The sequence below is a fragment of the Gordonia bronchialis DSM 43247 genome (genome assembly GCF_000024785.1).
Taxonomy (GTDB): domain Bacteria; phylum Actinomycetota; class Actinomycetes; order Mycobacteriales; family Mycobacteriaceae; genus Gordonia; species Gordonia bronchialis.
This window is the reverse complement of the sequence record NC_013441.1, coordinates 1,072,532-1,090,483: the sequence shown is the minus strand read 5'-3', so window position 1 is coordinate 1,090,483 and position 17,952 is coordinate 1,072,532. Positions and strand designations below refer to the sequence as shown.

At 68.9% G+C, this 17,952-nt stretch carries 20 protein-coding genes; 8 read left to right on the top strand and 12 right to left on the bottom strand.

Annotated features, from left to right (window positions below; genetic code table 11):
- Positions 1–33: 33 nt before the first annotated feature.
- The 3 genes from GBRO_RS26250 to GBRO_RS05055 all read left to right on the top strand — a co-directional run bounded on the left by GBRO_RS26250 (position 34) and on the right by GBRO_RS05055 (position 1,295).
- Positions 34–189, top strand: coding sequence for a hypothetical protein (locus GBRO_RS26250; protein ID WP_155825215.1), 156 nt, complete (start codon positions 34–36; stop codon positions 187–189).
- A gap of 47 nt (positions 190–236) precedes the next feature.
- Complete coding sequence (locus GBRO_RS05060) at positions 237–971, top strand: YcxB family protein (RefSeq protein WP_012832915.1); 735 nt, start codon at positions 237–239, stop codon at positions 969–971.
- Between the two features lie 99 nt (positions 972–1,070).
- On the top strand, positions 1,071–1,295 hold the full coding sequence (locus tag GBRO_RS05055; RefSeq protein ID WP_147290625.1) for a hypothetical protein: 225 nt from the start codon (positions 1,071–1,073) through the stop codon (positions 1,293–1,295).
- A 57-nt stretch (positions 1,296–1,352) separates the two neighbouring features.
- Here the strand turns inward: GBRO_RS05055 and GBRO_RS05050 are convergent, their stop codons facing one another.
- The gene (locus tag GBRO_RS05050) at positions 1,353–2,363 is read right to left on the bottom strand and encodes a hypothetical protein (RefSeq protein ID WP_012832913.1); all 1,011 of its coding nucleotides are present in this window, start codon (positions 2,361–2,363) and stop codon (positions 1,353–1,355) included.
- Positions 2,364–2,455: 92 nt separating this feature from the next.
- On the opposite strand from GBRO_RS05050, the gene GBRO_RS05045 reads away from it, so the two are divergent.
- A complete protein-coding gene (locus GBRO_RS05045; RefSeq protein WP_012832912.1) occupies positions 2,456–3,046 on the top strand; it encodes a TetR/AcrR family transcriptional regulator in 591 nt (196 codons plus the stop codon).
- Positions 3,047–3,127: 81 nt separating this feature from the next.
- Positions 3,128–5,161, top strand: a complete 2,034-nt coding sequence (locus tag GBRO_RS05040; RefSeq protein ID WP_012832911.1) for an acyl-CoA dehydrogenase family protein — start codon at positions 3,128–3,130, stop codon at positions 5,159–5,161.
- A 25-nt stretch (positions 5,162–5,186) separates the two neighbouring features.
- Here GBRO_RS05040 and GBRO_RS05035 read toward each other — a convergent pair whose 3' ends face one another.
- The 4 genes from GBRO_RS05035 to GBRO_RS05020 all read right to left on the bottom strand — a co-directional run bounded on the left by GBRO_RS05035 (position 5,187) and on the right by GBRO_RS05020 (position 7,652).
- On the bottom strand, positions 5,187–5,693 hold the full coding sequence (locus tag GBRO_RS05035; RefSeq protein ID WP_012832910.1) for a DUF6328 family protein: 507 nt from the start codon (positions 5,691–5,693) through the stop codon (positions 5,187–5,189).
- A gap of 66 nt (positions 5,694–5,759) precedes the next feature.
- Entirely contained in the window at positions 5,760–6,479 is a 720-nt protein-coding gene (locus tag GBRO_RS25105; RefSeq protein ID WP_083775526.1) for a RodZ family helix-turn-helix domain-containing protein, read from the bottom strand.
- Positions 6,476–6,922 carry a hypothetical protein gene (locus GBRO_RS05025; RefSeq protein WP_012832908.1) on the bottom strand — a complete coding sequence of 149 codons (447 nt, stop codon included), beginning with the start codon at positions 6,920–6,922 and terminating at the stop codon, positions 6,476–6,478. Before GBRO_RS05025 ends, GBRO_RS25105 begins: the two co-directional genes overlap by 4 nt.
- Complete coding sequence (locus tag GBRO_RS05020) at positions 6,909–7,652, bottom strand: hypothetical protein (protein WP_012832907.1); 744 nt, start codon at positions 7,650–7,652, stop codon at positions 6,909–6,911. Before GBRO_RS05020 ends, GBRO_RS05025 begins: the two co-directional genes overlap by 14 nt.
- 192 nt (positions 7,653–7,844) lie before the next feature.
- Between GBRO_RS05020 and GBRO_RS05015 the strand changes: the two genes are divergently transcribed.
- Positions 7,845–8,324, top strand: coding sequence for a hypothetical protein (locus GBRO_RS05015; protein WP_012832906.1), 480 nt, complete (start codon positions 7,845–7,847; stop codon positions 8,322–8,324).
- A 46-nt stretch (positions 8,325–8,370) separates the two neighbouring features.
- Here GBRO_RS05015 and hemB read toward each other — a convergent pair whose 3' ends face one another.
- From hemB to GBRO_RS04985, 6 genes are all read right to left on the bottom strand, one after another.
- On the bottom strand, positions 8,371–9,348 hold the full coding sequence (hemB, locus tag GBRO_RS05010) for a porphobilinogen synthase (RefSeq protein WP_012832905.1): 978 nt from the start codon (positions 9,346–9,348) through the stop codon (positions 8,371–8,373).
- 50 nt (positions 9,349–9,398) lie between these two features.
- On the bottom strand, positions 9,399–11,132 hold the full coding sequence (locus GBRO_RS05005) for a bifunctional uroporphyrinogen-III C-methyltransferase/uroporphyrinogen-III synthase (RefSeq protein WP_012832904.1): 1,734 nt from the start codon (positions 11,130–11,132) through the stop codon (positions 9,399–9,401).
- A 51-nt stretch (positions 11,133–11,183) separates the two neighbouring features.
- Complete coding sequence (gene hemC / locus GBRO_RS05000; RefSeq protein WP_012832903.1) at positions 11,184–12,125, bottom strand: hydroxymethylbilane synthase; 942 nt, start codon at positions 12,123–12,125, stop codon at positions 11,184–11,186.
- Positions 12,122–13,495 (bottom strand): glutamyl-tRNA reductase, encoded by a 1,374-nt coding sequence (locus GBRO_RS04995; protein WP_012832902.1) that lies wholly within the window; start codon positions 13,493–13,495, stop codon positions 12,122–12,124. The genes hemC and GBRO_RS04995 overlap by 4 nt, the downstream gene beginning before the upstream one ends.
- Positions 13,492–14,325, bottom strand: coding sequence for a redox-sensing transcriptional repressor Rex (locus tag GBRO_RS04990; protein WP_012832901.1), 834 nt, complete (start codon positions 14,323–14,325; stop codon positions 13,492–13,494). The genes GBRO_RS04995 and GBRO_RS04990 overlap by 4 nt, the downstream gene beginning before the upstream one ends.
- A gap of 138 nt (positions 14,326–14,463) precedes the next feature.
- On the bottom strand, positions 14,464–14,727 hold the full coding sequence (locus tag GBRO_RS04985; protein ID WP_012832900.1) for a glutaredoxin family protein: 264 nt from the start codon (positions 14,725–14,727) through the stop codon (positions 14,464–14,466).
- A 285-nt stretch (positions 14,728–15,012) separates the two neighbouring features.
- Between GBRO_RS04985 and GBRO_RS04980 the strand changes: the two genes are divergently transcribed.
- Both GBRO_RS04980 and GBRO_RS04975 read left to right on the top strand, forming a co-directional pair.
- Positions 15,013–16,071 carry an HAD family hydrolase gene (locus tag GBRO_RS04980; RefSeq protein ID WP_012832899.1) on the top strand — a complete coding sequence of 353 codons (1,059 nt, stop codon included), beginning with the start codon at positions 15,013–15,015 and terminating at the stop codon, positions 16,069–16,071.
- A gap of 159 nt (positions 16,072–16,230) precedes the next feature.
- Entirely contained in the window at positions 16,231–16,662 is a 432-nt protein-coding gene (locus GBRO_RS04975; RefSeq protein ID WP_012832898.1) for a VOC family protein, read from the top strand.
- Positions 16,663–16,742: 80 nt separating this feature from the next.
- Here GBRO_RS04975 and GBRO_RS04970 read toward each other — a convergent pair whose 3' ends face one another.
- Positions 16,743–17,906, bottom strand: a complete 1,164-nt coding sequence (locus tag GBRO_RS04970) for a zinc-binding dehydrogenase (RefSeq protein ID WP_012832897.1) — start codon at positions 17,904–17,906, stop codon at positions 16,743–16,745.
- Positions 17,907–17,952 lie beyond the last annotated feature (46 nt).

Genomic DNA, 17,952 nt, shown 5'->3' with positions numbered 1-17,952 from the left:
GCTCCCGATGCGCTCCGCCTGCGGCTCGGCGGCGTGGTGCGCTCGCTTCCGCTGAGTTCGGTGGCGCGGGTGCGCCGCTCCGGCGGGGCGCTGCTGGTGCGGGCCCGCCTGCCCGCCGGCGCGCTGACCATCCCCGACGTAGTGCTGACCGGCGGCGTCGGCGCCGAGCTGACGCGCCGGACGGCCTGATCCACTACAGTGGCGACTCGCCCCGACCACCGAGAGGTCAATAAGCCTTGGCTGTTCCCTACCAACACACCGTCTTACCGGGCGGTGCCCTGCAGACGACGACGATCGCCGACCGTTCGGTCGCGCGTCATATGGCCGCGTACACGTTCGTGCGCTCCGCACGGTGGGTGGCCGCGATGATGGTGCTCCTCGCGGTGATCACGGCGGCACTTGTCATCGTCACCGACGATTCGCCTGCCCAGACAGCCGCCACCTCGGCCGCCATCGTCGTCCTCGGACTGATCGTCGGATGCGTTCTGGCCTCACCGGTATGGGCGTTCCTGTGGTTCGTGATCCTGCGCCGCACGCGGCGCCTCCTCCCGGAGGGCACGGTCCTCACCTCGGAGTTCGGTGATGACTGGATTGCCTACCGCGCGGGCGAGATCCGGTCGCGGTTCACGCTGACAGACGTCGACCGCATCCGGCTCGACCGCCATCGGCTGGTGATGTTCATCGCCCGGCAGCCGATGATCGTCATCCCGCGCCAACTCGTACCCGCCGAGGTTGCCGGCGGCATCGTCGAACGCCACCAGGCGCTTCGCGCTCGGCGACCGATGGCCTCTGCCGCAACGGCATCGGACTCGACCGGGATGGACACCGTCACGTTCACACCGACCGACGGTGGCGGGCTGGAGGCCACGATGATCGCCGACCGAGGACTCGCGACGCGTGTTCTCCGCGGTGCGTACACCCCCGCGTCGATGGTGTTGATCGGCATTCTCGCCGTGATCTTCGTCGTCTAGGCGATCGTCGACAACTCCCGCGGCACAGCGCCTTTCATCTCGCCGCCGGCCATCGGCGGGATCTTCTTCGCAGGTGTGCTGATCTTCAACGGTTTGCGTATGCGAGCGCGACTTCGGCGCCTGCTGCCGCCGGGTGCGCAGCTGCGGGTTCGCTACCTCCCCGACCGGGTCGAGTCGACCAACGGCACCATCGAGTCGTCAGTCGGTCTCGTCGACATCACCCGCGTACACGAAACCCGTTCTGCCGTCATGCTCTACCAGGGCCGGACACCGGTCTTCACGATCCGGCCGAGTTGGTTCCGCCCGGCTTCGTCGACGACCTGAAGCAGCGCATCCGACGCTGACCGGTCAACGATTTCGGCTGCACGGTCGACGGTCGTCTCATACGACGGTGAGCTTCTCGCTGGAGGCCTCTTCGTCGGGGTGCGGAGCGTTCTCAGACGAGCCGCTGCGGCGTAATCCGCTGGCGTACAACACCATCCCGCCGATCAGCCAGCAGAACAGGACGATGAGCGCATGGGTGGCGCCGTGTCCGTCGAAGAAGGCGACGTCACGCAGCAGCGATCCGGTGGCGCCGGGCGGCAGGAGCTGACCGATGGTGCCCCACGGGGTGGGGAGCATCTCCGGGGCACTGGCCAGCCCCGAAAGCGGATTGCCCAGCAGGATCAGCAACACCGCGGCGACGCCGAGCCCGGCCGCGCCCATGAGCTCACGCAACCCGAGGACCGTCATCGCGGTCGCGGCGATGCCCAGCATCGCGGCCAGGGACGTGAGCCAGTAATTGCCGTCGAAGGTGCCGAGCACGAACTGGATGACGGCCGTCATACCGAGGCCGCCGACCACCGAGAACGCCAGGACGGCGAGGATGCGTTCCCGCGTCGAGCCGATGACCTGCATGATCACCACCGCGGCGATCCAACCACCCAGTGCCAGCGGGAGAGCACCGGCCACCAGTCCGGCGCCGCGCGGGTCGTCGGCGCCGAAGCCGCGCAGGTCGGTGACCCTCGCCGGAAGATGTTGCGCTGCAGCCAAACCGGAACCCGCCTGAGTGATGGCTGTGGCAGCCGCGGAACTCGCTGCCGACGCCACCAGTGTGTGGACCTGACCGGATTCGACGACGAAGGCACCGTAGATCTGCCGGTCGAGGATGGCCGCGCCCGCTGCGTCGGCGTCGGGATAGGCACTGACCTCGAAGCCGTCGAGTTTCTCACTGACCGTGGCAACGACTTGGTCGTTGCCGACGACGCCCACCGGCACGCCGTGCGCGCCGGTATGCACTGCGGGCAATGCGAAGGCGCACAACATCACCGCCAACAGAATCGTGAGTCCGACGACGAGGCCCACCACCTTGCGGATCTCCGTCGACGTCGCGTTCGAGTCCCGGGTCATCATCACACCTCCGATTAGATACGATTCGTTTCCTATTTGGTACGGTAGTCTCTCCGCATAAGAAACGCAATGTATCTACAGAGGTGGGGTGGATTGTGACGCCGACACGTCGCCGCGGGGCCGAACTCGAGCACGCGCTGCACGCCGCGATCCTCGCCGAAATCGACGAGAGCGGGATCGCGGGCCTGACCTACGAGGGCGTCGCCGAGCGGGCCGGCACCAGCAAGCCGGTGCTCTACCGGCGGTGGCCGACCAAACCGAAGATGCTGCTCGCCGCGATCACGGCCGTCTTCGCCGACCGGACCCAAGTGCTCGACGACCTCCCCGACGCGGGCAGCCTCACCGCCGACCTCGCCGCCCCACTCACCACGCTTCGCACGTTGTTCACCCGCGCCGAGCGACGCATGATGATGGTGGTGCTCGCCGAACTCGATCCCGAGGCCGCCGAGCCGCTGCGGGAGATGCTGTTCACCCGGATGGGTGACATCACCACCCCGATCGTCGAACGTGCCCGCGCCCGTGGCGAACTCGGCGACGTGCCCCTCGGCCCAGAGGTCCTGAGCCTGCCGTTCGATCTCGCGCGTCACGACATCTTCATGCGTGGCGTCCTGACCGACGATCGCGTGAGGATGATCACCGAGCAGATCACCGCGCCGCTGTGGGTCACCCTCAGCGGCCGTGCCTGACCTGCGGTCGTTGTCGGTTCGCCCGCCGCCTGCTTGCTCAACCTCGACCGACGCGGGCCCCTCGTTACGTAACGTGGGGTCATGAGCACTCCCACCGAGAGCCCCGCCTCCGACGCCGCCCGCACACCCGATGTTCCCGTGACACCGCCGGACGTGTCCGCCGACGACGAACTCTCCGCCGACGAGCGGGCGTTGCTCGTGGAGAACCTGCGCTACACCCTCGACGGCCGCTGGCGGGCCGTCCGGGACACGGTGCGTGAGCAGTCGAACCGGTCCGAGCTCCTTCCGGACCCGTCCCGGACCCTCGACGAGGCACGTTCACACACCCTCGGGGTGGTGCGCGAACTGTCCCAGCACGGGTTCGCCTCCGCCGGTTTCGCGTCCGACCACGGCGGCACCGGCGACGTCGGCGCGTCGATCACCTCGATCGAGATGCTCGGCTACGCCGACCTGTCCCTGATGGTGAAGGCCGGCGTGCAGTGGGGTCTGTTCGGCGGTGCCGTGGAAAACCTCGGCACCGCACGGCATCACGAGCGTTACGTCAAGGGAATCATCGACCTCGACGTGCTCGGTTGCTTCGCGATGACCGAGACCGGACACGGCTCCAACGTTCAGGCGCTCGAGACCACCGCGACCTACGACCGCGACACCCGCGAGTTCGTCATCCACTCCACCACCCCCGGCGCACGCAAGGACTACATCGGTGGTGCCGCCGAACACGCCCGATACGCCGCGGTGTTCGCGCAACTCATCACCGCCGGCCCCGGTGCGGAGCCGGAAAGCCAAGGGGTGCACTGCTTTGTGGTGCCGATCCGCGACGAGGACGGTAACGACCTGCCCGGCATCACCACCAGCGACTGCGGGTACAAGGGCGGTCTGGCCGGAGTCGACAACGGCCGCATCGTCTTCGACAACGTGCGCATACCCGCGGAGAACCTGCTCAACCGCTACGCCGACGTCGAGCCCGACGGCACCTATACCTCCCCCATCGAGAACCCCAACCGTCGCTTCTTCACGATGCTCGGCACCCTGATCCGTGGTCGGGTCAGCGTCGCCGCGACCGCGGGCGCGGCCGGGCGCAAGGCGCTGACGCTGGCCACCCGCTACGGACTGATGCGTAAGCAGTTCGAGGCACCCGACGAGACCGACGAGATCATCGTCATGGATTACCTAGGCCACCAGCGGAAGCTGTTGCCGCTCATCGCGAAATCGTATGCCATCGCCTGCGCGCAGAACGAGATCACCGCCGAGTTGCACGAGGTGCAGTCCAGCTCGCCCGACGATTCCGACGCTGGTCGGCAACGCCAGCTGGAATCCGATGCGGCCGGCCTGAAGGCGTATGCCACCTGGCACGCCTCGCACGCGGTGAACGTCAGCCGCGAAGCCTGCGGTGGCGCAGGCTATCTGGACGAGAACCAGCTCTCGATCATCCGCGGCGACATCGACGTGTTCACCACCTTCGAAGGCGACAACACGGTGATGACCCAACTCGTCGCCAAAGAGCTACTGTCATCGTATGCCGATGACGTCCAAGGACTCTCGGCCGGCGGATGGGTACGGTTCGTCGTCGAGATGGCCCGCGACGTGGTCGCCGAGAAGACCGCGGTCCGTCAGGTGGTGCAGACGCTGCTGGAGAGTTCCGATGAGGACACCGAGAAGTCGAATCTGACCAACCGTGGCACCCAGATCCGGCTGTTCCGCAATCGCGAGGATCACCTGATCCGTACGTGCGCACAGCGTTTGCGCCGCGCACTCGACGACGACAACGACGCCTTCGAGGTGTTCAACAACGCGCAGGACCATCTGCTCAAGGTCGGGCGGGCCCACACCGAACGCGTCGTCCTCGAGGCCTTCATCGAGGCCATCAACGACTGCGATTCACGTTCGGCGGCAGAGCTTCTCGGCAAGGTGTGCGATCTGTTCGTCTACTCCGCGCTCGAGGACGATCTGGGCTGGTTCCTGATGCACCGGCACATCTCGGTCGAGCGGGCCAAGGCGATCCGACGCGGCGTCAACACCCTGTGCCAGGAGCTGCGCCCACACGCGCGAACCCTGGTGGACGCCTTCGGCATACCGGAGAATCTCCTCGCCGCACCGATGCTCGAGCACGGCTGAGCAGTCGAGACACTAGGACGGACCGCTAGCCGGGGTCGGGATCGGTCCGGGCGCGCAGGATCAGCGGCAACAGCAGCCAGAAGATCCCGAACAGCAGCCCGGTGACGGTACCGGCCACCACAGCCGGTACCGGTCCCGAGGTGGCACCGAAGACGACGGTCATCGCCCCAGAGAGGGCGATTCCGAGCAACAGCAGTCCGATGTAGGACAGGCGATGCGCCACAGTCACGATCAGCTCGAGCTGGTGACGTCGAAACAGCGCCCGATGCAGTGCGACCGGCGCGGCGAGCAGGATGGCCGCGGACACCGCCGAGGTGACCGTGACCAGATACACCACGCGCAGCGATCCGCCCAGGTCCTCGAAGCCGTCCTGGAACGGCAGCGTCAGCAGGAACCCGGTGAGGATCTGGACGCCGGTCTGCACGACGCGCAGTTCCTGCAGCAGTGACGCCCAGTTGCGGTCAAGGCGCTGCGTCTTGGTCTCCGATCGCTGCTCTCGGTTCCACTCCGCGTCGGAGGTGTTGCTGCCCATGTGACCATGGTGTCACCGCACCATTGCCGTGGTCGGCGAGTCGGACGGGGTCAGCGAGTCAGAGGGTCAGGCCTCGGGTTCGTGGCCGCGCGGCGGCAGGCCGAGACGCACCGCCGTATGCGCATCGTTGAGTTCGGAACGGAACGCCTCGACGTCACGCGCCCACGCCTGCGCCAGCGCCCCGGAGCTCAGGCGCACACCGACGCCCTTGCGCCGCCGCGGTACGCCATGGAGCTCACCGAGGGCGGGGGCGCTCTCCCAGTCCTGCGGCGTGGGGTCGTGGTTGGGCGGGAAGATCTTCTCGATCTCGTCGAGCCGGATGCGTTTGGCACCCTGACGCAGCGTCGTCTCGGTGAGTTCGACGCTGACGTGGCGTCGTGCGGCGGTCACCTGAACCACCGAGAAGCCCAACAGCACGACGAGGAAGATCATCAAGACCGGCCAGTGCACACTGCCCGGGCCGGTGGCCTCCAGGACCAGAACCGCGATCACCAGCAGCGGACCGATCATCACCACCCACCAACTACCGCCCGCCTCGGCGAAGAGGATGTCGCCGTGGTCGTCGGCGGGATCAGCGGTGCCCTCGACGGAATCCGGGCTGGCCGCGGCGGGACCCGCGGTGCCCTCGGCGGTATCTGCGGTGCCCTCGGCGGAATCCGCGGTCCCCTCGACGGGATCCGCGGTGCCCTCGTCGGAATCCGCGGTGCCCTCGGCGGTATCTGCGGTGCCGTCAGCGGGATCGGCGCTGTCGCGGGGCGCCCGGTCGTCGGGCGTCGGGTCGCTCACGCGTTCTTGCGGCGTGCCTGCCGCGACGACTTCGACTTGCGGTCGGGGACGGGTTCGCCGGTGTACCAGGACTCCGACTCCGGGCGGTAGGCCAGGAGCGACCCGAAGAGCGCGATGATGGCGGCGATCAGCGCGAAGGCGAGCACCGGGGCCAGGAAACTGACCACCAGCAGCATCGCGACCGCGACCAGGGTGAGCGCGGACAACGACGACCGCCATCGCGCGTCGCCGGCAAAAGCCCTGCTGCCCATCAGGATGTAGGCGACGCCGACGCAGGCCACCAGGACACCCACGGCCACCGGACCGAAGGTAGACGTCGACGACACGATCCCGAGGACGACGAAGGCCACCCCGAGCGCCACGAGCAGTCCGCCACCGGTGATCCAGCAGCGGTGCGCCCAGACGACGAGTGAGGGTCGCTGTGCCGGATCAGGATTGGTCACGTGCTCGCCGTCCTTCGCTGGAGTGATCGTCGGCCCGGGTGTCGTGATCGCCGGTCGGGTGATCGGGGCCGGGCGGCGTCGGGCCCGGGGGGTCCGGAGTCGGCCTCGTCTCACCATACGGCGGCGAGGTGGGCGGCACCTGAGGAGGAGCGACGCCGGGGCCGGGTTGTCCCCAGCCGTGCGGCGGATACAGAGGAGGTGGTGTGACCGGACGCGGCTTGCGGAACTCCGCCATCGCCCGGCAGTACGTGTCGGATTCGCGGCGCATCAACAGGATGGTGGCGCCCAGACCGGCGACGCCGCTGAGCACCGTCGGCACCATCGCCCACACCGGGTCGCGACCCACGAAGAACGCCCAGATCATGTCCACGGTCACGTAGACGCCCATCGCGGCGACCACCACCCGGGCCCAGTTGTATCCGCGCCGCGCCAGCCACACGAAGACCAGCGGGATGACGGACAGGACCACGGCCACACCCACGAGGACGGTCACGATGAAGGGCGTCGACGTCATGAAGGTGACCTGATTGGCCGGCACGCCTTCGGAGCCCGCATGCACCTGTTCGCGGATCGAGTCGGCGATCCCCTGGTACTGCGCGAAGAAGGCGACGATCTGGCCGATCACCACCACGAGCCACAGCTCCGAGGCGATGGAGACGGAGTCGGGCCGGGCTGGTCGGGACGGCGTGCCGGACGCGTCGTCGGGCAGGGGGCCGATCGGTGCGGACATGCCACCAGGGTAATGAACGCCGCTGCCGGGGACCTGCGAGAGGCGGTACAACGAGGTCCGACGAATCTGTCGTTCGTTCGGTCCTACTTGCCCGCACAGCCCGACCGTGAAGTCGACAGGTCACCGCGCCCGTGATTGACTCGGCCAATCGACCAGGTGTGACGACGACGGATCAGGGCGAGAGGGGGCGGCATGGCGCGGATTCCGCAACCCGGGTCCCGTGCCGCCGGTCGCAGGCCGAACACCGACACCTCCACCGTGCCCGCACGCCCGGGCGCCGTCCTCGCGCTTGTCGGCGGAGTCCTGGTGATCGCGTCGTACTTCCTCTCCTACTACCGCCTCGAGGTCGACGACGCGGTGACCGTCAACGGGTGGGGCTCCGCCAGCGAACCGGGCTACGACGTCGCGACCTCCCGTCTGCACTGGGTGGCGCTGATCGCAGCGATCGCGGTCATCGTCATCGCCCTCGCCCGACTGCTGCGTCCGGCCGAATCCACCGGCGAGGCGTGGCATCAGGCCGCGATCGCATGTCTGGTGGCCGCATTCTGCGGGGCCCTCATCTCGCTGGCGGTGGCCGACGGCACGGTGTCCGACATCGGGGTGTACGTCGCGCTGGCCGGGAGCCTCGCGGGTGCGGCGGGCTGTGCGCTGATGGCGTTCACCCGGCGCTGAGCGTCGTCGAGCATCTGCTCGCGAGCGATTCGCGAGCACCTGTCGATCAGGACAACCGGAGCGCCACCTCGGTAGCCCAATACGTGAGGATGATCGATGCGCCGGCGCGGCGGGTGGAGGTCAGCGACTCCAGGATCGCGGCGTCCCGGTCGATCCAGCCGCGTTCGGCAGCCGCGGTGATCATCGAGTACTCGCCCGAGATCTGATAGGCGGCAACCGGGACGTCGGAGATCTCGGCGACGTCGCGCACGATGTCGAGGTAGCTCATGGCCGGTTTCACCATGACGATGTCGGCGCCCTCGTCGAGGTCGAGGCGCACCTCGCGCAATGCCTCGATCCGGTTCGCGGAGTCCTGCTGGTAGGTCCGACGATCGCCTTGCAGAGACGACCCGACAGCCTCGCGGAACGGTCCGTAGAAGGCCGACGCGTACTTGGCGGCGTAGGCGAGGATTCCGGTGTCGGTGAACCCGGCGTCGTCGAGCGCGGTGCGGATCGCGGCGACCTGCCCGTCCATCATCCCGCTCGGTCCCAGCAGCCGCGCGCCACTGCGCGCCTGCGCCAACGACATCGAGACGTAGCGGTCGAGGGTGGCGTCGTTGTCGACGCGGCCGGCGGCGTCGAGGACGCCGCAGTGGCCGTGGTCGGTGAACTCGTCCAGGCAGGTGTCGGCCATCAGGACGGTGTCATCGCCGAGATCGTCGGTGAGCACACGCAACGCTCGATTGAGCACGCCGTCGTCAGCGTCGGCTCCCGAACCCGTTGCGTCCTTGTCCTTTTCGTCCGGCACCCCGAAGAGCATCAGACCTCCGACGCCGGCGCGGACCGCCTCGTCGGCGGCCTTGCGCAGCGAGTCGACGGTGTGCTGGAGCACGCCGGGCATCGACGAGATCTCCCGCGGGGCATCGAGACCGTCGGCGACGAACATCGGCAGCACCAGTTGCCTTGGCGCCAGGGTGGTTTCGGCCACCAGTCGGCGCAGGGCGGCCGTCGACCGGAGTCGACGCGGGCGGATCACCGGGGCCATGGCTTACTCCTTTTATGTCGCTTCTCGCACACCTCACAGGAGCCGGAGTGCTACGAGCGCGACCGCCGAGACTTCTTGCGCGGCGGCGGAAGTGCGCCTTCGGCGCGCAACCGGGCGGCGTGCTCGGCGAGGGCGTCGACGAGGTCCGGGATCGACGCGGTCTCCGGCTGCACGTCCACGCGCAGACCGAATTCCGTTGCGGTCTCGGCAGTCTTGGGTCCGATGCAGGCAACGATGGTACGCGCGTGCGGCTTCCCGGCGATTCCGACGAGATTGCGGACCGTGGAGCTCGACGTGAAGCACACCGCGTCGAAGCCGCCGGTCTTGATCATCTCGCGGGTCGCCGCGGGCGGCGGTGCGGCGCGCACGGTGCGGTAGGCGGTGACGTCGTCGATCTCCCAGCCTCGTTCACGCAGTCCCTCGGAGAGGGTTTCGGTGGCGATGTCGGCCCGCGGCAACAGGATTCGGTTAACCGGGTCGAAGACGTCGTCGTAGGGCGGGAACTCGTCGAGCAGGCCGAGTGAGCTCTGCTCGCCGGACGGGATCAGCTCGGGGTTGATACCGAAGGAACGCACGCGCTCCGCGGTTGCCTCCCCGACGCAGGCGATCTTGACCCCGGAGAAGGCCCGCGCGTCGAGCCCGAATTCGGCGAACTTCTCCCACACGGCGCGCACGGCGTTGGTCGAGGTGAACACCACCCACTGGTAGCGCCCGTCGACGAGCCCCTTGACCGCGCGTTCCATCTGCGCAGGGCTGCGCGGCGGTTCCACCGCGATGGTCGGGACCTCCTTGGGTACCGCGCCGTGGCTGACGAGGCGCTCGCTCATGTCGGCGGCCTGGTCCTTGGTGCGGGGCACCAGCACGGTCCAGCCGTACAGGGCACGCGACTCCCACCACGAGAGCTTGCCGCGGGCGCTGACGACGTTGCCGATGGTCAGGATCAGCGGTCCGGTCAGGGCGTTGCCCTGCTCGTTGAGGCTGGCGAGGGTGGCCTCGATGGTGCGCTGCTGGCAGGTGGTGCCGTTGACCGTGATGGCGACCGGGGTCTGCGCGGCCATTCCGTGCTCGGTCAGGGCGCTCGCGGTCTCGGCGAGGTGACCGGAGGTGGCGTGCAGCACCAGCGGGCCGGGGGCGGCGGCCAGCGCCGCCCAGTCGACCTCGCCGCGCACGTCGGCCTCGGTGTGGGTGGAGCCCAGCGGCATACCCGCGTAGCTGGGCACCACTGAGGCGGCCGGGAGACCGGGCAGCACCTCGAAGGCGACCGACGTGCGGGCCACGGCGTTGACCTCGCCTAGTACCGAATCGGTGGTCAGCGGGTCGCCGGAGACCACGCGGACCACGTCGTCGCCGGCCTTCGCGGCGGCGACCAGGGTCTTGGCGACCTCGGCGGGATCGCCGAGCGCGGGATGGACGGGCGAATCCGGCTCGTCGGCGGTGGCCTCGGGACCGTTCGCCGCGGCGTCCTTGTTCGCTGCGTCGTCCTTGGCCGCCCCGTCTTTCGCCGCCCCGTCTTTCGCGACCCCGTCTTTCGCGACCCCGTCGGCCGGGGCGTCGTCGGCGCCGGCCGGTTTCTTGGTCGAGCGGCGATTGTCCGGAGTCGGCTCGGCGCGGTACGCGCTGCCGATCAGGGAAATCACCGCGGCGGGGACATCCGGGTCGATGTAGGCAGTCGTCGCGTGGGCGATGACGGTCCGCGCCCGCACGGTGAGCAGGTCTGGGTCCCCGGGGCCGGACCCCACGAAGAGGATTCGGCCCGGATTGGACTTCTTCGTCGTACGGCTCATGCGTTCGCACTCTCCTGCCCTCGCGAGGAAGGCTGCAGTTCCTTGCCGGAACTAGGGAGTGACGAGGTCGCCTGCTCCCAGTTCCAGCAGTTCGGCGGCGAGATCCGCACCGAGTTGGGCCGCGCGATCGACCGGACCCACCACCGAGGCCCGGATCACATCCGATCCGTCCTCGGCCGCCACCGCCGCGCGAAGCGACAGTTCGGCGAAGATGCGCCCGTCGTCGTCGATCGACTCGACCACCTCGGCAATCGCTCCGATCGGGGCGGTGCACCCGGCTTCCAGAGCCGCGAGCACGGCCCGCTCGGCATCGATGGCCGCACGGGTGGACTCATCGTCCAACTCGGCGAGTATTCTCACCAGCTGGGCATCATCGGAGCGGCACTCCACAGCGAGAGCACCCTGCGCCGGAGCCGGTAGCAGGACCACCGGATCAAACGACTCGGTGACCTCGTCGGCCCGTCCGATTCGGACAAGACCGGCGCGAGCGACCACGACTGCGTCGAGTTCACCGCTGGCGACTTTGCCCAACCGAGAATCTAGGTTGCCTCGTAGGGGGCGGATTTCCAAACCGAGACCCAATGCTCTAAGCTGTGCCACCCGCCGCGGCGCCGAGGTGCCGATCGTCGATCCCGGCGGCAGCTCGCCGAGCACCATGTTGTCCCGGCTGACCAGCGCATCTCTCGGGTCCTCGCGCGGCGGTACGGCGGCGATGTACAGGCCGGGCTCGTCGGCGGTGGGCAGGTCCTTGTAGGAGTGCACCGCGACGTCGACCTCGCGGTTGTGCAGAGCGATCCGGATGGCCGTGGTGAACACCCCGACACCGATCTCGGCGACCGGCGCGGCCGAATCGTCGCCGGCGGTCCGGATGATCACGAGTTCAGCGGGGTGTCCGGCTTCGGTGAGGGCGTCGGCGATGGTCTGGGCCTGGGTGGTGGCCAGCAACGAGCCGCGGGTGCCGATGCGGATCGGACCCGGCGTCGCGCCACTCACTTCTCGGCCGCATCGGCCGGCGTGTCGCCGGCGACCGGACCCAACGGATCGGGGCCCAGATGATCAGTGGCAGAAACCGCCTCGGCCGCACCGGGTTTCAGCTCGAAGAGCTCACGCAGCGCCTCGGCGTAGTGGTCGCCGTTGGGGGTGGAGGCGAGTTGTTTGACGCGCACCGTCGGGGCATGCAGGAGTTTGTCGACGACGCGGCGCACGGTCTTGGCGACTTCGTCACGGGACGGATCGTCGAGTTCGGGCAGCCGGGTCTCGAGACGCAGGATCTCGGCTTCGACGACGTCGGCGGCGCGCTGACGCAACGCGGCGACGGTCGGGGTGACCTCGGCCTGGCGCTGGTGGGTGAGGTAGTCGGCGAGTTCACCGGCGACGATCCCGCGGGCGGCCAGCGTGTCGTTCTCGGCGGCCTGCGTCTCGGAATCGCCGCGCAGGCCCTCGATGTCGACGATGTGCACGCCGGGCAGCCGGCCCGCGACGGGGTCGACGTTGCGGGGCAGCCCGAGGTCGCAGATGACCAGCGGCTCGGGGCAGAGGCGGCCGGCCAGTGCCGAATGCACCTCACCCACGCCGACGACGGTGCCGACCGAGCCGGTGCAGGTGACCACGACGTCGGCGGCGGCCATCACCGATGGCAGTTCGTCGAGTCCGGCACCGCGCACGTTGATGCCGTGATTGGCCGCGACGTTGCCCGCCAGATGCTCGGCGTTGTCGATGGTCCGGTTGATCACGACCATGTCGGTCACGCCCTCACGGGCCAGCTGAGCGGTCGCCAGGGCCCCCATCGCACCGGCCCCGACGACGACGGCGCGCCGCATCGGCGCATCGCCGCGGACGGCGGCCGCGCGGTGCAGGGCGACCGACACGACCGATGCCCCGGCGCGGTCGATACCGGTCTCGGTGTGCACGCGTTTGCCGACGCGCAGGGCCTGCTGGGCGAGTTCGTGCAGCACTCGGCCGGCAGACCGGTTGGCGTCGGCGTTGAGGTAGGCGTTGCGGATCTGCCCGAGGATCTGCTGCTCGCCGACCACCATCGAGTCGAGTCCCGCGGCGACGGTGAAGAGGTGTTCGACGGCGGCTTCGGAGTACCGCACGTAGGCGTGCCGGGTCATCTCGTTGATCGTCATGCCGGAGTGGTCGCCGAGGACCCCGCCCACGGCTTCGAGCGCCGGATGGAACGCGTCGACGACGGCGTAGATCTCCACCCGGTTGCAGGTGGACACCAGCATCGCCTCGGAGATGGAGCGCGAGGAGAGCAGGTCGTCGACCAGTTTGGGTCGGTCATGGTCGGAGACCGCCAACCGCTCGAGCACCTCGACCGGCGCACTGCGGTGCGACACCCCGAACAACAGAACACTCACGCTGTCACCGTTTCTTCACCCATACCGCTTGCCTGGCGTCGGCCCCGCGAAGAGCGCTCGGAGTCCGGAGAACTCGGGCTGCGAGACGCCTGAAATGCCAACACCTGTAGCTCCAAGGCTAGATCAACCTGTCGGATGACGACATCCGACTCCCCTGAATCGGCCGAACCCGTCTGCGCGACGACCAGACTCACCGGGGTCACGTTGAGCACCTGACGTACCCCTACCGCGACAAATGCGTCGAAAGCGCGTTGTGCGTCGGCGTCGGCCGTGGCGATCACCGCGACCTCCACGCGTGGGCCGGGAAGCGTCGCGCACACCCGCTCGATGTCGGCCAGCGGCGCCACCGTCGGACCGCCGGGTTGCAGGACCGTCCCGATGAGGACGGGGTCGTCGTCGAAGAGAGCGGCGACGCGGAATCCACGGCCGAATCCGGTGTGCGCGAGGAGAGCGTGTCCGAGACGTCCGGCGCCGGCGAGGGCGACGGTGTGCACGCTGTCGGTGTGCAGGGCCATGGCGATGCGGGCGGTGAGGCGGCCGACGTCGTAGCCGACGCCGCGCACACCGTTGGCGCCGACGTGGGAGAGGTCCTTGCGCAGGATCGACGGGTTGACCCCGGCGGCGCGGGCGAGTTCGCCGCTCGAGGCGATGAGCACGCCACGCTCACTGAAACTGCGCAGGACGTGGAGGTAGGCGGCCAGTCGGGCCACCGAGGGGGCGGGGATGTCGGTGCCGGGCAGCACCGGCGCGGAGTCGTCCGCAGGTGGGTCGGACTCCGGTTTCCCGCTCACCGCCACACACCCCGCTCTCGCCTCGTCGTCGCAGAACATCGACGTATCGGGTCAGCCTATACCCGTCGATTTCTTGCCCCGGACGGGTATTCGACCGGTTGCCCGTTCGCCCGGTCTGCAGGTGGCCGGTCTGGATGTGGCCGTCTGTTGCGGCTGCCTGTTGCGCCCGACGAGGCGTCAGGCGGAACCGGCACGTCCGGCGAGGTCGGCGCGCAGCCGTGGTTCGTCGACCTCCCAGTAGCTGTGTTCGACGCCGTCGAGCAACACGACCGGCAACCGGTCTCCGAACTCGGCACGCAGTGCCGGGTCACCGTTCGCGGCGGCGTCGTCGACGTCGACCTCGGCGTAGCGCACACCGAGATCGGCACAGACGCGGTCGAGGTCGGCGCGGGCGGCCGCGCAGGCCGAACAGCCCGCCCGGGTGAGCAGTTCGAGGGTCATCTCGCCATCCTCGCACCGTCCCCCGAGCGCCGGAACGCGGTGGTCGCCCTCACTCACGCCCGACGGTCCCCACGCCCGCCGGGGCACTACTGTGGAGTCGGCGGGACGCGGTAGCGGCCTGCTGTCTGGCAAGGGAGGTGGGCTGTGCCCGACACACCGCGGTCCGACGAAGTGGAGTCCGACGAAGTGGGGTCCGATAAGCCGGGTTCCGACAAGCCGGCCGACACGACACCGGGCGGCGTCACAGCCGGCGGGTCGCCCGGGTTCATCGAGGCCGAGGACGTTGTGGGCGAGACCGGCCCGGCCGCCGACGACTGGGAACACCACGCCGCAGCCGCCGGTGACATCGACGACGATTTCTCCGAGGACGCCGAACTGCACGGCCTCGGTGACGACGATGAATCCGGCCGCGTGACCGCATGGGTCTCGGAGCGCGCCTCGGCTGCCACCGGCCGTTTTCGGCAGACCGCCCACGAGCTGCGTCAGTCGCTCGCCGGCGAGGCCAGCGCCAAAGCCGCCGTCGACTCGCTGCGCGCGCAGCCACCCGAGGACACCGACCCCACCCAGGCCCCGCGCGATCTCACCGCGGCGGCGTTCTTCGACGTCGACAACACCCTGGTGCAGGGTGCCTCGATCGTCCACTTCGCTCGCGGACTCGCGTCGCGGAAGTACTTCTCCTACGGCGACGTCCTGGATTTCGCGTGGACGCAGGCGAAATTCCGCATCACCGGCAAGGAGAACGCCAACGACGTCGCCGAGGGTCGGGAGAAGGCGTTGTCGTTCATCGCGGGCCGCCCGACGTCGGAGCTGGTGGAACTCGGGGAGGAGATCTACGACGAGTACATCGCCGACAAGATCTGGCCGGGTACGCGCGCGCTGGCCCAGCGTCATCTCGACGCCGGGCAGCAGGTGTGGCTGGTGACCGCGACGCCGGTGGAACTCGCCCAGACCATCGCACGGCGGCTCGGCCTGACCGGTGCGCTGGGCACCGTGGCCGAATCGGTCGACGGGGTGTTCACCGGCCGCCTCGTCGGCGACATCCTGCACGGCCCCGGTAAGGCACATGCGGTGCGCGCGTTGGCAATTCGCGAGGGACTGAACCTCAAGCGGTGCACCGCATACTCCGACTCGCACAACGACGTCCCGATGCTGTCGCTGGTCGGCACGGCCGTCGCGATCAATGCCGACGCCGACCTCAAGGAGGTCGCGAAGGTACGCGGCTGGGAGATGTACGACTTCCGGACTGCCCGCAAGGCGGCCAAGTACGGCGCCGGCACCGCGCTGCTCGTCGGAGCCGCGGGTGCGGGGGCGGCTGCGGCGACCAAGCTGATCCGCAACCGGTAGCGCCCGACCGTCCGTCGACCAGGTAGGCGAACACGTTCACTGGGCCGCGCGGTGGTCGCGAAGAGGTGCGCGGCCGAGCGATGAGTTTCGCCGCCGCTCGATGTCGATAGATGTGACGCAGTCCGACGACGGACGCGCATGTCGATCGGAGGAATCTCCATGCACAGCAAGATCTTCATCAACCTGCCGGTGGCCGACGTCGACCGTTCGCGTGAGTTCTTCACCGAACTCGGCTATTCGTTCGACGAGGCGTTCTCCGACGAGAAGGCGGTGTGTCTCGTGCTCGGCGAGAACATGGTCGCGATGTTGCTCCAGCGCGACTTCTTCGGCTCGTTCCATCCGGTCACCACCGCCGACGCCACCACCACCAAGGAGTGCGTGGTCTGCGTCGACGCCGAGAGCCGCGCAGCCGTCGACACGTTGGTCGACAACGCCATCTCGGCAGGCGCCAAGCCCGGCGACACCGAGGATCACGGCTGCATGTACGGCCGCAGCTACGACGACCTCGACGGCCACTCGTGGCAGATCATGTGGATGGACCCGGCGGCCATGGCAACCGGCCCCGACGCCGCGTCGACCGCGCAGAGCTGAGCCGCGCGCGTGTTCGGGCGCGCCATGAACGTGTTCGGGGGCACGATCGATGCGGGGGCCGGGTCGGCCGCGGCGTCAGATCAGAGTGTGGCCACCTCGCTGGTCGGGTCGATGAGCACCTTGGCGTGCTGGTCGGCCGAGCCGAGGGCGTCGAAGGCGGCACTCACCCCGTCGAGTCCGACGGTCCCGGTGATAAGCGGTGTGACGTCGACGGTGCCGTCGGCGATCATGCCCAGCGTGTGGTGGAACTCCGCCGGGTCGTAGGCGAACACGAATCGCATCTCGAATTCTTTGTTGATCGCCATCGCGGGCCGGAAGGTGTCGGGCTCCATGCACACGCCCACGACGACGATCCGCGAGCGGAAGGGCGCCGAGGACGCGATGTGCTCGATCATGCCGGGGGTACCCACGCACTCGAAGACGACCGGCCCCTTCGGCGTGGCGCCGAGCCGGTCGGCCATGCGGAACACCGGCGCCCACGGCACTCCCGGGATACGACGCAGCGTCCGCATCCCGGCGAAGGCCGCGCCCAGCAGATCACCGGCCGCCGTGATGTACCCACCCTTCTCGGCGCATCGGTCCCACGGGGAGTCGACGGTCGGGTCGACGACGATGTCGGCGCCCACGCGGCGGGCGAGCACGCGTCGGCCATCGGATGGGTCGCTGCCGATGACCGTCCGGACGTTCGCCGCTTTCAGCATGGCGATGACGGCCAGCCCGATCGGACCGCACCCGACGACGACGGCCACGTCGCGTTTACCGATCTCGCTGCGCCGCACCGCGTGGTAGGCCACCGCCATGGGCTCGGTCAGCGCCGCCTGGTTGACCGAAACACCTTCGGGCACAGGCATTGTCATATCCTCAGAGACCAGGATGAAATCGGCGTAGGCACCGTGCGCCTGCGCCGAGAGCCCGGTCAGATGCGCAGTGTCGCCGTGCTTGATCATCGGCACCGAGACGACCGCGGTACCCGGCTTCCATCTCTTGCGGCAGCCGGGACCGTAGGAGACCACTTCGCCCGCGAACTCGTGTCCCATCACCACGGCCTGATCCGACCGCATGAACGCGTCATAGCCCACTTCCGCGGAGACATCGGCGGTGGCGTCGCAGTGGTGACGCGCGTGCAGATCCGAGCCGCAGATCCCGGCGCGTGTCACGCGGAGCAGGAGTTCACCCCGGCCGGGTACCGGCGTCGGCAGTTCCTCGACGGTCAGCTCCCCTGCACGACAGACGACTGCTCGCATCCCCCACCCTCCGGTCCGACGACGACTGTCCGGCCATTCTGCCGTT

What these genes read in the sequence shown, in the direction of transcription:
- GBRO_RS05055 (WP_147290625.1), top strand. Translation starts at nt 1,071, where the DNA reads ATGCGAGCGCGACTTCGGCGCCTGCTGCCGCCGGGTGCGCAGCTGCGG.
- GBRO_RS05050 (WP_012832913.1), bottom strand. Translation starts at nt 2,363, where the DNA reads ATGATGACCCGGGACTCGAACGCGACGTCGACGGAGATCCGCAAGGTG.
- GBRO_RS05040 (WP_012832911.1), top strand. Translation starts at nt 3,128, where the DNA reads ATGAGCACTCCCACCGAGAGCCCCGCCTCCGACGCCGCCCGCACACCC.
- GBRO_RS05035 (WP_012832910.1), bottom strand. Translation starts at nt 5,693, where the DNA reads ATGGGCAGCAACACCTCCGACGCGGAGTGGAACCGAGAGCAGCGATCG.
- GBRO_RS05020 (WP_012832907.1), bottom strand. Translation starts at nt 7,652, where the DNA reads ATGTCCGCACCGATCGGCCCCCTGCCCGACGACGCGTCCGGCACGCCG.
- GBRO_RS05015 (WP_012832906.1), top strand. Translation starts at nt 7,845, where the DNA reads ATGGCGCGGATTCCGCAACCCGGGTCCCGTGCCGCCGGTCGCAGGCCG.
- hemB (WP_012832905.1), bottom strand. Translation starts at nt 9,348, where the DNA reads ATGGCCCCGGTGATCCGCCCGCGTCGACTCCGGTCGACGGCCGCCCTG.
- GBRO_RS05005 (WP_012832904.1), bottom strand. Translation starts at nt 11,132, where the DNA reads ATGAGCCGTACGACGAAGAAGTCCAATCCGGGCCGAATCCTCTTCGTG.
- GBRO_RS04990 (WP_012832901.1), bottom strand. Translation starts at nt 14,325, where the DNA reads ATGTTCTGCGACGACGAGGCGAGAGCGGGGTGTGTGGCGGTGAGCGGG.
- GBRO_RS04985 (WP_012832900.1), bottom strand. Translation starts at nt 14,727, where the DNA reads ATGACCCTCGAACTGCTCACCCGGGCGGGCTGTTCGGCCTGCGCGGCC.
- GBRO_RS04975 (WP_012832898.1), top strand. Translation starts at nt 16,231, where the DNA reads ATGCACAGCAAGATCTTCATCAACCTGCCGGTGGCCGACGTCGACCGT.
- GBRO_RS04970 (WP_012832897.1), bottom strand. Translation starts at nt 17,906, where the DNA reads ATGCGAGCAGTCGTCTGTCGTGCAGGGGAGCTGACCGTCGAGGAACTG.